The organism is Pedococcus aerophilus (genome assembly GCF_039532215.1).
Classification (GTDB): domain Bacteria; phylum Actinomycetota; class Actinomycetes; order Actinomycetales; family Dermatophilaceae; genus Pedococcus; species Pedococcus aerophilus.
Genome location: NZ_BAAARN010000004.1, coordinates 214,546 through 228,664, shown reverse-complemented (window position 1 = coordinate 228,664; position 14,119 = coordinate 214,546). Strand labels below are relative to the sequence as shown.

The window sequence follows — 14,119 nt, the reverse complement described above, 5'->3', positions numbered from 1 at the left end:
GCCGTCGTCAGTCGCGGCCCGTGCGCAGGTCTGCCACGAGGGGCGGCAGCGCCGCGACGAGCAGGACCAGGGCAACGGCCAGCAGGACCGGGAACCCGATGGCCAGGTAGCCCGCCGCACCGGCCACCCCACCGGCGAAGAACAACCCGACCAGGAGGGACAACATCGACAGCTTCGCCAGGTCGGCGTGCACCGGCTCGAGGCCCGGTCGCCGACTCCGGTAGGCCAGCTTGCCGAGCTCGATCCCGATGTCGGTGACCATCCCCGTGACGTGGGTCGTGCGGATCTGGGCCTGGGAGATCTTGGTGATGATCGCGTTCTGCAACCCCATGGTGAAGCAGAGCACGGCGACGAACACCGCTGTGCGGTGGCGCCACACCAGCAGGTCGGCGGCACCGCCGAAGGTCAGGACCAGCAGGGCCTCGAGGACCAGGACATTCGCATAGCGTCCGCGCAGGTCGCGGCGACGCCCCCAGTTGAACAGCACGGCGCGGACCATCGCCCCCGCGACGAACGCGCCGATCGCCAGCAGACCCACCCCGACGACCGCGTACGAGCGGAGGACGAGGTGGTCCGCGACCGACGCGGTCAGCCCGGTCATGTGCGACGTGTAGACGGACACGGCCACGAAGCCGACCGAGTTGAGGATGCCGGCGATGAGCGCCAGCAGGTACGCCAGGTGTCGGTTCGCACGGTCGGTGCGGTTCGCCCCTTCCACGTCGAGGAGGTAGCGGCCGATCCGGGCCCGGACCCCTCTGCCCGCAGTGGTCTGCGCTGGAGGGACCTGCGGGGTGGGTGCCACGCCCGCAGCCTAGGTGACCGTCAGGAACTGGCCCGCGTCAGTCGCGCTGGTGCTCCTGCGCCTGGGCGAGGGCGTCCCGGATGACAGCCATCGCCAGGTCTGCGGGGTACCCCTTGCGGGCCAGCATCCCGGCGAGGCGCCGCTTCTGGACGAGGACCTCCAGGCCGTGCATCGACCTCAGCTTCTTGGCGACGAGGCGCTCGGCCTGGTCGCGTTCGGCATTCGGGTCGATGGCGTCGAGGGTCGCCCGGGCCAGCTCGTCGTCGACGCCCTTGGTCCGGAGCTCCCGGGCCAGGGCGCGCTTGGCCAGCCCGCGGCCTGCCTGCTGGGACCGCACGAGCATCCCCGCGAACGCCTCGTCGTCGATGAGCCCCACCTCGGTCATCCGGTCGAGCACCGCTTCGGCGACGTCGTCGGGGCACTCGCGCTGCGCGAGCTTGTCGCGCAGCTGCTTGCGGCTCCTCGGAGCCATCGCCAGCTGTCGCAGCACGATCTGGCGCGCGACGTCGTGGGCGTCGGGCTCGGCGTCGCGGTGCTGCAGGTCGCTCTCGGGATCGCCCGGGATGGGTTGCCAGGCCTTGGAGCGGCGAGAACGACGGCCCGGCTGCGGGGCGGCCTGACCGGAGCCCGCTGCGGCAAGGGCGGCCTCGAGGGCAGCCCTTGCCGCAGCGTGTCGATCTGTCATGCGCGTTCAGTCCGTCGGTCGGCGAGCCGTGGCTCAGAACTCGACCGGGACCTCGGGGATCGCGTCGGCAGGCTTGTCGACCTGCGGCCCGATGCCGAGCTTCTCCTTGACCTTCTTCTCGATCTCGTTGCCGAGGTCGGGGTTGTCCTTGAGGAACTGGCGGGCGTTCTCCTTGCCCTGGCCGAGCTGGTCGCCCTCGTAGGTGTACCAGGCGCCGGCCTTGCGGACGAAGCCGTGCTCGACACCCATGTCGATCAGGCCACCCTCACGGGAGATGCCCTGCCCGTAGAGGATGTCGAACTCGGCCTGCTTGAACGGCGGGGCCACCTTGTTCTTGACGACCTTGACGCGGGTGCGGTTGCCGACGGGCTCGCTGCCGTCCTTGAGCGTCTCGATGCGACGGACGTCGAGGCGGACCGAGGCGTAGAACTTCAGCGCCTTGCCACCGGTCGTCGTCTCGGGCGATCCGAACATGACGCCGATCTTCTCGCGCAGCTGGTTGATGAAGATCGCGGTCGTGCCGGTCGAGTTGAGGGCACCGGTGAGCTTGCGCAGCGCCTGGGACATGAGGCGGGCCTGGAGGCCCACGTGGCTGTCACCCATCTCGCCCTCGATCTCGGCGCGCGGCACGAGCGCTGCGACGGAGTCGATGACGATGATGTCGATGGCACCCGAACGGATCAGCATGTCCGCGATCTCGAGCGCCTGCTCACCGGTGTCGGGCTGGCTGACGAGCAGGGCGTCGGTGTCGACGCCGAGCCGCTTCGCGTAGTCGGGGTCGAGGGCGTGCTCGGCGTCGATGAACGCCGCGATGCCACCCGCCCGCTGGGCGCTGGCCACCGCGTGGAGGGCGACCGTGGTCTTGCCGGAGGACTCCGGACCGTAGATCTCCACGACCCGACCGCGCGGCAGGCCCCCGATGCCCAGGGCCACGTCCAGCGCGATGGACCCCGTGGGGATGACGTCGATGGGCGGACGGACGTCGTCGCCGAGACGCATGACCGCGCCCTTGCCGAAGTTCTTCTCGATCTGCCCCATGACGGAGTCGAGCGACTTCGCCTTCTGGTCACCTGTTGCGGTGTTGCCACCGGACATCTTGGCCACAGTTTCTTCTTTCCATGTCGAGTCGGGCGCGCCTGCCTTCGACCCGGGCGCTGTCATCTGCTGTCGGGTCAGACGCTAGGTGTCGCCACCGACAGCCGTCCCGGACCGATCTGCGGCCTGTGGACGGTGGTCCTGCGGGGTTCCACCTGTGGAGGAACATACCGAACATCTGTTCGAAGTTCGGTACCGGCACGCGCGACACGCCGCCACTCCCGCAGATCAGGACGCCGTCACGCCGACCCGGCGCATCGGGGTGTGCGGGATGCCGTCCTCGACGAACCCCCGACCGCTCGGGACGAAACCGAAGGCGGCATACCAGTCGACGAGGTGGGACTGCGCGTCCAGCACCACGTCCCGCTCCTCCACGCCCTCGAGCACGGAAGCCATGAGGCGGGCGGCGAGGCCACGGCCCCGCCAGGCTCGCGCGGTGGCCACTCGCCCGATCCGCAGCGCGCCGCCGTCGGCCTCGGGGTCGTCGAGCACCCGCAGGGTCGCCACGGGCCCGCCGCCCCGCTCGATCCAGACGTGCCTGGTGCCGGGCGCGAGGTCGCGGCCGTCGAGGTCGAGGTAGGGGCAGTCCTGCTCGACGACGAAGACGTCGGAGCGCAGCGCCCACAGGCGGTAGGCCGTCACCGGGTCGAGGTCGGCGAAGGGTGCCGAGTGCACGGTGTCCGGTGCCAGGTCCACGGTCTCGTCCATGCGGCGATGCTAGGCGTCCTCGTCAGGACAGCAGCAGCCGCTCCAGCCGTCGCGAGGCTCCGACGACGCCGAGCACCCCGAGCACGAGCAGGTACCCGACGTGGGCGAGCACGCCCCAGCCGACGTCCCCGATCATCAGCGCCCGCTCGAGGGCGACACCGTGGTAGAGCGGTGTCGCCCGGACCACCCACTGGAGGGCGTCGGGGTAGGTGGCCAGGGGGAAGAACGTCGCCGAGAACAAGAACATCGGCTGGATCGCCAGGGTGATGTAGTCGAAGTCCACCCAGGAACGCATGAACGTCGTCGCGAACATCCCGACCGCCGCGAACGCGAACCCGATGAACACCGCCGCCGGCAGGGCCAGCAGGGCCCACCACGACCGGACCGCCCCGGCCAGCAGCGCGATGACGAGGAAGGCGGCCGAGTACAGGCCACCGCGGATCAGGGACCAGCTGATCTCCCCGACGGCGACGTCGCGCGGTCCCATCGGGGTCGCGAGGACGGCGTCGTAGAGCTTGGCGTACTTGAGCTTGAAGAAGACGTTGAACGTCGAGTCCATGACCGCGCCGTTCATCGCCGAGGCCGCCAGCAGGGCTGGGGCGACGAACTGGAGGTAGGTCACCGTCAGGCCGGAGTCGGTGGTCACGGTCCGCACGAGCGCGCCGATCCCGATGCCGAGGGAGAACAGGTAGAAGACGGGCTCGGCGAAGCCGGTGACGAGCGCGATCCAGCCGTGGCGGAACGAGGTGATGTTGCGTTCGACGAGCATGCGGGCCAGCCCCGCGCCGGCGGGCATCGGCAGCAGGCGGGCAAGACGTCCGGCGGCCCCGGGGCGGCGACCCGAGGGAGCCGTCGTGGTCGGACGCGTGGTCGTCATGACGCCAGCCTCTTGGTGAAGGTGCGTTCGGCGAGCAGCCAGCCCACGGCGCCGTACGCGATGAGGACGAGGAGGTGCCCGAGGAACGGGAGGACGTCGACCGATCCCCCGGCCACGGCGCGGCAGGCCTCGACGCCGTGCCACAGCGGCGTCGCCCAGGCGACCGGCTGCATCCAGACGGGCAGCTGGTCGACGGGGAAGAACGTGCCGGAGAAGAGCATGAGCGGGGTGATGATCCAGCGGTAGAGGATGTTGAACCCGTTGTCACCCTCCTGCGTCGCGGTGAACGCGAAGATCGGTGTGGTGAAAGCCAGTCCGGTCAGGACACCGATCGGCAGGCAGGCAACGGCCCACCACGAGTCGAACCCGCCGAACAGGGCTGCGACGACCATGAACAGGCTCGTGGCCACGACGAGGTGACCGGTGATGGCGAGGAAGTGACCGGCCAGCACGTCACGGACGCGCAGCGGGGTCGCGAGCTGGGCGTGGTAACCCATGTTCCACTTGATGTAGCCGAGGACCTGGTAGCTCGACTCGCTCCAGGCCACCCACATCGTCTGGGTGGCGACGATGCCGGGGACGACGAAGTGCAGGTAGGGCCGGCCGTCGATGCCGCCGGCGCGGTCGTCGACGAGGGCGCCGAGGCCGATCCCCATCGAGAGCATGAACAGCACCGGCGAGAGCAGCCGGGTGATGATGCTGCCCCGCCAGGTCCGTGCGTAGACCATGGCGTGGTAGCCGAAGACCGACAGCACCCGCTCGGTCGCCGACAACGGCTCGCGGGCCCCTCGCGTGGCACGGCTCAGCGAAGGCTCCTCGGACCCGGGCGAACCGGAGGTGAGCGGGTCGGAGAGGGCCATCAGTCGACCAGCGTCCGGCCGGTGAGGGTGAGGAATACGTCCTCGAGGGTGGACCGGCGCACGAGCGAGGACAACGGCTGCACACCTCGCGCGTGCACCTGCGCTGCCGCGGCGTCACCGTCGTCGGCGTAGACCAGCAGCCGGTCCGGCAGCACCTCGACCCGCTCACCGATGCCGAGCACCTGCTCGGCGTGGTCGTGGTGGTCGTCGGCGTCGAAGCGCAGCTCGAGCACCTCACGCGTGGCGTGCTCCTCGATGAACTGGCGCGGCGACCCCTCGGCGACGATCCGACCGTGGTCCATGACGACGAGGCGGTCGCAGAGCTGCTCCGCCTCGTCCATGTAGTGGGTGGTGAGGACGAGGGTCACACCGGATCTCTTGAGCCGGAAGAGCCTGTCCCACAACACATGTCGCGCCTGAGGGTCGAGACCGGTGGTCGGCTCGTCGAGGAGCAGGATCTCGGGAGAGTTGATCAGGGAGCGCGCGATCGTGAGGCGTCGCTTCATGCCACCGGACAGGGGTTCGACCTTGTCGCCGGCGCGCTCGGTGAGCTGGGCGAACTCCAGCAGCTCCGTCGCCCGCGCCCGGACCTCCTTGCGGGAGAGCCCGAAGTAGCGACCGTAGACCCAGAGGTTCTCCTGGACGGTGAGCTCCTCGTCGAGGGTGTCGCGCTGGGGGCAGCTGCCGAGCCGCGCGCGGATCGCCGGCCCGTCGGTCGCCGGGTCGAGGTCGAACAACCGGAGCTCGCCGCTGGTCACGGGCGACACGCAGCCGACCATCCGCATCGTCGAGCTCTTGCCGGCACCGTTCGGCCCCAGGAAGCCGAAGCACTCCCCCTTGCGGACGGCGAAGTCGATGCCGTCCACCGCCGTGAACTCCCCGAACGTCTTGGTCAGCCCGCTGGCGCGCAGCAGGATCTCGTCGTCACCACTCACTCGCCCCAACCTAGCGAGGTGGGCCGACACCGCTCACTGGTTTTCCGGGTGGCGTGCGGCCTCCAGCTGCGTCGCGAGGGACCGGGCGAGGTCGGATGCCGGAAGGGGGCGGGCCGCTCGGTGCCCGGTCCCGGCCCAGAGGTGGACGAGCTCGGCCTCCCCCGTCGCCTTCCCGTGCGCCCGCAGGGGTGCCGTTACGTGGTGGACGTGCGGGTATGCAGCGGGGGCTGCATCGCTGAAGAGTTCGGTCCACGTCGTGGCCAGCGCGCGGGCGCTGCGACCCGTGAAGGCCCGCGTCACGACCGTGCGGTCGCGGTGGGTCAGGGCGTGCACGTGCACCGGCGCCGTCCCTGCCTCGGGGCAGGCGAGGAAGACGGTGCCAAGGGCGACCGACGACGCCCCCAGCTCGAGCAGCTCGTGGGCGTCGTGGCCGTCGACGACCCCTCCGGCAGCGACCACCGGCAGGTCGGGTGTGCGGGCCAGCACCGCCGTCACCAGGTCGCGCACCGGGAACTGGGTCTCCCCCGTGTCGACCGGTCCCCCGCGGTGGCCGCCGGCCTCCCACCCCTGGGCGACGACGGCGTCGACGCCGAGCTCGACCGCCCACTGAGCCTCGTCGGGCGCGTTGACGGTCGCCCAGACGCGGGTGCCGACCTCCTGGAGTCGGACGACCACATCTGCCGGGGGCCAGCCGAAGGCGAAGCTCACGACGGCCGGGGCCGCCTCCACCAGGAGGTCGACCTTGGCCGCGAAACCGTCGTCGTCGTACCGCGGTTCACCCAGCTGCACACCGGCGGACGCGGCCCACGGAGCCAGCTGCGCGGCATACCGTCTCGCGTCCTCGAGCATGTCGGGGTGGTCCGGGGACGGGGCGAACACGTTGACACCAAAGGGATGCGGTGATGTCGAGCGGAGCTCGGCGATGTCAGACGCGAGGCGTTCGGGCGACAGGTAGGCGCCGGCGAGGAAGGGGAGCATCCCGCCCTCGGCGGCCGCGGCGGCGAGCGCGACGGTGCTGGGTCCACCGGCCATCGGCGCGAGGACGAGGGGGCTGTGCACCCACTCCCGCGAGGTCACCGAGCGGGCTTCCGCTCCACCCCGAGGCGGCGTGACTCGGGCACGTCCATGGCGTCGCAGACGGCGGCCCAGACGGTGCGCGGGCTCTCGCCGTCCTCGATGGCCTGCAGGGGAGAACGGTCGCCGAGGACGCCCAGCACGTGGTGCCGGGCGAGGGAGCTGGCGTAGGCCTCGCCGAACTCGTCGTTCATGAGGTCCCAGAACTTGCTCAGTCGCACGCCGCGAGTCTAGGCGTCGCCGGGTTCAGCCGAAGAGGGTGATGCCCGTGGCCGTTCCGGCGGCCACGCCGGGCCGCAGACCGGACCCGGTCCCTGAGTAGAGGACGAGCGCTCCGCTGGACCGACGGGCCAGCACGTCGACCAGGCCGTCACCGTCGAGGTCGCCCGGGGTGACCACCGCGGCGAACCCCGTCCAGCCCGAGCCGATCTGGATGCCCGAGCGGAAGCCACCCGTCCCGGTACCCCGGTAGAGGCGCAGGATGCCGTTCGAGGCGAGCCGCGCCACGAGGTCGGGGTGACCGTCCCGGTCGAAGTCCCCTGCCGGGAGGAGCAGGTCCAGGCCGTTCCAGCCGGAGCTGATGACCGTCTTGCCGGGCAGGAACGTGGCGCCGGCTCCGAAACGGTAGAGGCGCAGGGCGCCGGAGGGGTCGCGCGCCAAGAGGTCCGGGCGCCCGTCACCGCTGACATCGCCCGGGGCGACGACCGCGGTCAGCCCGTTCCACCCCGCGCCGATGACCCGGCCCGCGCCGTACCCGCCGCGGCCGTTGCCGGGATGGAAGAGCAGCGCGCCGTCGGAGGACCGACGGGCCAGGAGGTCGGTGTGGGCGTCGCCGTCGAGGTCGCCGGCGTTGATGACGAGGTTTGCCCACGCGAAGCCCGGCGCCGCGGGCCGGGTGATGGCCTTCCAGCCGCCCCGGTTGTCGCCGCGCAGCAGGCGCAGGCTGCCGTCGGCGACTCCCCCGACGACGTCGGACGCAGCGTCCTCGTCGACATCGGTCGCCCGCACGGCCCCGGACGGCCGCAGCAGCCCCATCCGCTGCTTCACGGTCAGGACCCGCAGGGCCGCCGTGTCGACCTGGGCCCGGAAGGTCGGGCTCGAGGCCGCCTTCGCCAGCACCGCCGACACCATGGGCGGAGCCTGCGCGGCGTCGACGGTCAGCACGAGGTCGCCTCCCGCACCGATGAAGTCCACGGCCCGGGCGCCCAGCGTCCAGGCACCCACAGCCTTCGCGTGGCCGAGGTCGTCGGAGACGACGACCCCCTCGAAGCCGAGGTCGTGCCGGACCATCCCGCCGATCACCGTCGGCGAGAACACCGCCGGCCGGCTCGCGTCGATCTTCGTGTAGATGGCCGAGGAGGTCATGAGCAGCTCGGCGCCACCTGCGACGGTGGTGCGGAAGGCGGTGACGTACGGGTCGGTGCGCGTCGTCGTCGTGTCCTTGACCCCCGCCGTGGTGTCGGTGTTGGCGGTGACCCGTCCCAGCCCCGGGAAGTGCTTGGTCGTGGCCATCACCCCGGCAGCGCGCATCCCGCCCGCGAAGGCCGCGGCGTGCGAGCCCACGGTCGAGGCCGTGTAGCCGAACTCGCGGTCGAAGGCCCCGATCGGGGCGTTCCTCGGGGCGAAGGCCGCGCTCGGGACGGTGTCGGACACCGGCGCGAGGTTGACGTTGACGCCCGCTGACGCCAGCTGGCGACCCCAGGTGGTGGCCGAGGCCTTGAGGGCCGACGGGGTCGACCTGCCCTGGGTCAGCGCCGTCGGGATGGTCGAGAAGCCGGTGCCCGTGAGCACCTGGACCAGACCACCCTCCTGGTCGGCCGACACCATGAGCGGCACCCCGGCCGTCGCTGCGGCGGTGGCCTTGGCCTGCAACGCGTTCGTCACCGAACGGGTCGCGCTCACGCCGGCCGTGCTGCGACCGGTGAGGATCACCGACCCGACGTGCTGCGTCGTGATGGCCGAGGAGACCGCCGGGGTCACCCCGGTCGCCGGGGTCCCGACCATGAACAGCTGGCCGACGCGCTGGGCCTGCGTCATCCGCGCGAAGACCTCCTGGGCCGGCGCCGAACGGGTGGGGACCGCTGAGGACGTGACGGTTGCGGGCGCCGCGGCAGCCCCACCCGCGGGGACCGTCAGAGCCACCACACCGCCCAGCACAGCCGCCATCGTCGTCGCCGTCGTCCGTCCCACCCACATGCCGTTCCCCCTGTCGTCCTCCTCGCACCATACGCTCGCGGCGGCGGGTGTCGGTGGTGCGTGGCAGGCTGTCCAGACCATGGTCTCCGACGTCCTCGAGCGCTTCTCGCCCGCCACCGCAGCGTGGTTCCGCGGCTCCTTCAGCGCGCCGACCACGGCCCAGGCCGGGGCGTGGGAGGCGATCAGCTCGGGCCAGCACGCGCTGGTCGTGGCGCCGACCGGGTCGGGCAAGACGCTGTCGGCGTTCCTGTGGGCCCTGGACCGGCTGGCCAGCACCCCGCCGCCGGAGGAGAAGCTCAAGCGCTGCCGGGTCCTCTACATCTCACCCATGAAGGCGCTGGCCGTCGACGTCGAGCGCAACCTGCGCTCCCCGCTGGTCGGCATCGGGCACGCCGCGACGCGGCTGGGCCTGCCCCAACCCGACATCACCGTCGCAGTCCGGTCGGGTGACACGCCGGCGAACGAGCGCCGCGCCTTCGCCCGCACCCCCAGCGACGTGCTCATCACCACGCCCGAGTCGTTGTTCCTCATCCTCACGTCGCAGGCACGCGAGGCGCTCGCCGGTGTCGAGACGGTGATCCTCGACGAGGTGCACGCCGTCGCCGGCACCAAGCGGGGTGCCCACCTCGCGCTCAGCCTAGAGCGGCTCGACGCCCTGCTCGAGAAGCCGGCGCAGCGGATCGGCCTGTCCGCCACCGTCGAGCCGGTGGAGGAGGTGGCCCGCTACCTCGCCGGCGGTCGGCCCGTCGAGATCGTCCGACCGCCGTCGACCAAGGAGTGGGACCTCGACGTCGTCGTGCCCATCGCCGACATGTCGAGCCTCGGTGAGGTGATCGAGGACGACCTGTCCGGCCCGGCCGCGGGGGGTGAGCGCCGCGCCTCGATCTGGCCGCACGTCGAGGAACGCATCGTCGACCTCATCGCCTCGCACCGCTCGACCCTGGTCTTCTCCAACTCCCGCCGCCTCGCCGAGCGGCTCACCAGTCGGCTCAACGAGATCTGGGAGGAGCGGCTGGAGACCGCGGCCGCAGAGCAGGCGGAGGCGGAGGCGGCCCGGACCCCCGCCGGGGAGACGGACGGCGACGCGGCAGAGTCGGCGCCGGCCGCGGAGACCCGCCGGGTCCACGCCGGCTCGCGCACGCCCGCCCAGATGATGGCGCAGGCGGGGTCGACGAACGGAGCCCCGGCCGTCCTCGCGCGGGCCCACCACGGCTCGGTCAGCAAGGAGCACCGGGCGCTCATCGAGGAGGACCTGAAGGCGGGGCGGTTGCCCGCGGTGGTCGCGACCTCGAGCCTCGAGCTCGGCATCGACATGGGGGCGGTCGACCTCGTCGTCCAGGTCGAGTCCCCGCCGTCGGTGGCATCGGGGCTGCAGCGGGTGGGACGAGCCGGTCACCAGGTCGGGGCGGTCTCCAGGGGCGTGTTGTTCCCGAAGTTCCGCGGCGACCTGGTGCAGACGGCTGTCGTCGTCGAGCGGATGCGCGCCGGGGCCATCGAGTCCCTGCGCGTCCCGGCCAACCCCGTCGACGTCCTCGCCCAGCAGATCGTGGCGATGTGCGCCCTGGACGAGTGGACCGTCGACGACCTCGAGAAGGTCGTGCGCGGTGCGACGCCGTTCGCCTCGCTGCCACGATCGATCCTCGAGTCCGTCCTCGACATGCTGTCAGGGCGCTACCCGAGCGACGAGTTCGCCGAGCTGCGCCCCCGCATCGTGTGGGACCGCGTCACCGGTGTCCTCAGCGGACGCCCGGGTGCCCAGCGCCTCGCCGTCACCTCTGGTGGCACCATCCCCGACCGCGGCCTGTATGCCGTCTTCCTCGCCTCCTCCGAGGGCGCCGGACGCCGGGTGGGCGAGCTCGACGAGGAGATGGTCTACGAGTCCCGTGTCGGCGACGTCTTCACGCTCGGCACCTCGACCTGGCGGATCGAGGACATCACCCACGACCGCGTCCTGGTGACGCCCGCGCCCGGCATGCCCGGCAAGCTGCCGTTCTGGAAGGGCGACCAGCTCGGTCGTCCGGCCGAGCTCGGCCGGGCGGTGGGGGCGTTCGTCCGCGAGGTCGTGGGACTCGGTGACGCCAAGGCCCGAGCCCGCGTCACCGCTGCCGGTCTCGACGAGTGGGCCACCGACAATCTGCTGGCCTACCTCAAGGAGCAGAAGGAGGCCACCGGTCACGTCCCCGACGACCGCACCATCGTCGTCGAGCGGTTCCGCGACGAGATCGGCGACTGGCGGGTCGCGGTGCACTCCCCTTTCGGCGGCCAGGTGCACGCCCCGTGGGCCCTGTGCGTCTCGGCCCGGATGCGTGAACGCTTCGGCGTCGACGTCCAGGCGATGCACGGCGACGACGGCATCGTGTTCCGGCTGCCCGACTTGGAGTTCGAGGACGGCCGCGGGGTGGGGGCAGAGCTGATGGAGCTGGTCCGCCTCGACCCTGAGGAGGTGCACGACCGCGTCACCTCCGAGATCGGCGGGTCCGCGCTGTTCGCCGCCCGGTTCCGGGAGTGCGCGTCACGGGCCCTGCTGCTCCCCCGCCGTCGACCGGACCGCCGCCAGCCCCTGTGGCAGCAGCGGCAGCGCGCGGCCCAGCTGCTCGAGGTCGCCAGCCAGTACGCCTCCTTCCCGATCATCCTGGAGACGGTCCGCGAGTGCGTCCAGGACGTGTTCGACGTGCCCGGCCTCGAGACCCTGATGCGGTCGATCGAGTCGCGCGAGGTGACCCTCGTCGATGTCGAGTCGCGCCAGCCCTCGCCGTTCGCCCGGTCCCTGATGTTCGGGTACGTCGCACAGTTCCTCTACGAAGGCGACTCCCCGCTGGCCGAGAAGCGGGCTGCTGCGCTCTCGCTCGACCCCACGCTGCTCGCCGAGCTGCTCGGTCGCGGTGAGGGCCTGTCCCTGCGCGACCTGCTCGACCCGGAGCAGGTCTCGCGCACCGAGAACGAGCTGCAGCGCCTCGTGGCCGAGCGGGCCTGCCGCGACGCCGAGGACATCGCCGACCTCCTCCGCGTGCTCGGCCCGTTGTCCCTCCCCGAGATCCAACGGCGATCGCAGGAAGCGTTGTCCCACAAGGACATCGGGGGTTGGCTGGTCGACCTCGAAGGTGCCCGGCGGCTCATCCGCGTCCGGGTGGCAGGCGAGGAGCGCTGGGCCGCGATCGAGGACGCCGGGCGCCTGCGTGACGCCTTGGGCGCCTCGCTGCCCGTCGGTGTCCCGCAGGCCTTCCTCGAGCCGGTGCCCGACCCGCTCGGTGACCTCGTCGCCCGCTTCGCCCGCACGCACGGCCCGTTCCCGGCGGCGACGGTCGCTGCCTGGTGGGGCATCGGTCCGGCGGTGGCCCTGGACGCGCTGCGCCGCCTCGTCGCCTCGGGCCGCGTGGTCGAGGGTGAGCTGCTCCCGCTGGAGAACGGCGGGGGCCGCCACGGGCTCGACTACTGCGACGCCGAGGTGCTGCGCATGCTGCGCCGCCGGTCGCTGGCCGCCCTGCGCGCCGAGGTCGAGCCGGTCGACACGATCGAGCTCGCACGGTTCCTGCCGCAGTGGCAGGGCGTCGGTGGTGGCCTGCGCGGTCGCGACGGCCTGATCCGGGCCGTCGAGCAGCTCGCCGGGGCGGTCCTGCCCGCCAGCGCCTTGGAGACCCTCGTCCTGCCCACCCGGGTGGCCGGCTACACCGCGGCCCTCCTCGACGAGCTCACCAGCAGCGGTGAGGTGCTCTGGCGCGGCCACGGGTCGCTGCCCGGCGACGACGGCTGGGTCTCGTTGCACCTCGCCGACACCGCGCACCTCACGATGGCCCCGCCGACGGACGAGGCCCTGTCCGAGAGCCAGCAGGTCATGGTCGAGGCCCTCTCCGGCGGCGGCGCGTACTTCTTCCGCACCCTGTCCGACGCCGTGGGCAGCACCGACGACGAACAGGTCCTGGCCGACCTGTGGGCGCTGGTCTGGTCGGGGCAGGTCAGCGGCGACACCATCGCGCCCCTGCGGGCCCTGCTGTCCGGGGGTCGCACCGCCCACCGGCGCAGCGCGTCCGGTCCGCGGTCCTCGCGCTACGCGGGACGCCAGGGCTCTCTCGGCACCCTCTCGGGCCGTCGGGGGCTGGGTCGCCCGTCCCTGCCCACCCGCTCCGGACCTCCTGCCGGCGCCGGGCGCTGGTCGTTGCTGCCCGAGAGCGAGAGCGATGCGACCGTCCGCGCCTACGCGACGGCCGAGGTCCTGCTCGACCGGTATGGCGTCGTGACGCGCGGCTCGGTCGTGGCCGAGGACGTGCCGGGCGGGTTCGCCGGGGTCTACCGCGTGCTGGCGGCTGCGGAGGAGTCAGGGCGTGTGCGCCGCGGCTACTTCGTCGAGTCGCTCGGTGCTGCCCAGTTCTCGACCACCGGCGCCATCGACCGCATCCGCGCCGCGTCGCGCCAGCCGGGCACCGATCCGGACGCCCAGCAGGGACCGGCGCTCGTCCTCGCCGCGACCGACCCGGCCAACGCGTACGGCGCAGCCCTCCCTTGGCCGGACCGCGCCACCCGGGACGAGGACGACCCCGCCGACAGCGAGGCCGGCAAGGCCGCCGGGGGCGGCTCTAGCGGAGGGCGCAAGGGGCACCAACCCGGACGCAAGGCCGGGGCGCTGGTGGTCCAGGTCGACGGCGAGCTGGTGCTCTACGTCGAGCGCGGAGGCAAGACCCTGCTGTCGTGGACAGACGACCCGGCCCGCCTCCAGGGTGCTGCCGATGCCTTGGCGCTCGCGGTGCGCGAGGGCGCGCTCGGACGCCTGACCGTCGAGAAGGCCGACGGTGGCGCGTTGCTCGGCTCCGAGCACCCGCTCGTGTCGGCTCTGGCGAACGCCGGCTTCCACGCGACGCCCCGTGGGCTGCGGCTGCGCCGATGAGACCGCCT

General features: G+C 72.2%; 11 protein-coding genes. 1 reads left to right on the top strand and 10 read right to left on the bottom strand.

The window, feature by feature from the left end:
• Window positions 1–7 precede the first annotated feature (7 nt).
• The 10 genes from ABD286_RS15630 to ABD286_RS15585 all read right to left on the bottom strand — a co-directional run bounded on the left by ABD286_RS15630 (window position 8) and on the right by ABD286_RS15585 (window position 9,073).
• A complete protein-coding gene (locus ABD286_RS15630) occupies window positions 8–802 on the bottom strand; it encodes a YoaK family protein (protein ID WP_344195137.1) in 795 nt (264 codons plus the stop codon).
• 37 nt (window positions 803–839) lie between these two features.
• The gene (locus tag ABD286_RS15625; RefSeq protein WP_344195135.1) at window positions 840–1,487 is read right to left on the bottom strand and encodes a regulatory protein RecX; all 648 of its coding nucleotides are present in this window, start codon (window positions 1,485–1,487) and stop codon (window positions 840–842) included.
• Between the two features lie 33 nt (window positions 1,488–1,520).
• Window positions 1,521–2,582 (bottom strand): recombinase RecA, encoded by a 1,062-nt coding sequence (gene recA, locus ABD286_RS15620; protein ID WP_425565413.1) that lies wholly within the window; start codon window positions 2,580–2,582, stop codon window positions 1,521–1,523.
• Window positions 2,583–2,810: 228 nt separating this feature from the next.
• A complete protein-coding gene (locus tag ABD286_RS15615) occupies window positions 2,811–3,290 on the bottom strand; it encodes a GNAT family N-acetyltransferase (protein WP_344195133.1) in 480 nt (159 codons plus the stop codon).
• Window positions 3,291–3,312: 22 nt separating this feature from the next.
• Complete coding sequence (locus ABD286_RS15610; RefSeq protein WP_344195131.1) at window positions 3,313–4,167, bottom strand: ABC transporter permease; 855 nt, start codon at window positions 4,165–4,167, stop codon at window positions 3,313–3,315.
• On the bottom strand, window positions 4,164–5,027 hold the full coding sequence (locus ABD286_RS15605) for an ABC transporter permease (protein WP_344195129.1): 864 nt from the start codon (window positions 5,025–5,027) through the stop codon (window positions 4,164–4,166). Before ABD286_RS15605 ends, ABD286_RS15610 begins: the two co-directional genes overlap by 4 nt.
• Window positions 5,027–5,962 carry an ABC transporter ATP-binding protein gene (locus tag ABD286_RS15600; protein WP_344195127.1) on the bottom strand — a complete coding sequence of 312 codons (936 nt, stop codon included), beginning with the start codon at window positions 5,960–5,962 and terminating at the stop codon, window positions 5,027–5,029. Before ABD286_RS15600 ends, ABD286_RS15605 begins: the two co-directional genes overlap by 1 nt.
• A 33-nt stretch (window positions 5,963–5,995) precedes the next feature.
• Window positions 5,996–7,039, bottom strand: coding sequence for a nitronate monooxygenase (locus tag ABD286_RS15595; RefSeq protein WP_344195125.1), 1,044 nt, complete (start codon window positions 7,037–7,039; stop codon window positions 5,996–5,998).
• Complete coding sequence (locus tag ABD286_RS15590) at window positions 7,036–7,257, bottom strand: DUF3046 domain-containing protein (protein ID WP_344195123.1); 222 nt, start codon at window positions 7,255–7,257, stop codon at window positions 7,036–7,038. The genes ABD286_RS15595 and ABD286_RS15590 overlap by 4 nt, the downstream gene beginning before the upstream one ends.
• Before the next feature lie 25 nt (window positions 7,258–7,282).
• On the bottom strand, window positions 7,283–9,073 hold the full coding sequence (locus ABD286_RS15585; protein ID WP_344195121.1) for a glycoside hydrolase family 3 N-terminal domain-containing protein: 1,791 nt from the start codon (window positions 9,071–9,073) through the stop codon (window positions 7,283–7,285).
• Window positions 9,074–9,311: 238 nt separating this feature from the next.
• Between ABD286_RS15585 and ABD286_RS15580 the strand changes: the two genes are divergently transcribed.
• Window positions 9,312–14,111, top strand: a complete 4,800-nt coding sequence (locus tag ABD286_RS15580) for an ATP-dependent helicase (protein WP_344195510.1) — start codon at window positions 9,312–9,314, stop codon at window positions 14,109–14,111.
• Window positions 14,112–14,119: the final 8 nt, after the last annotated feature.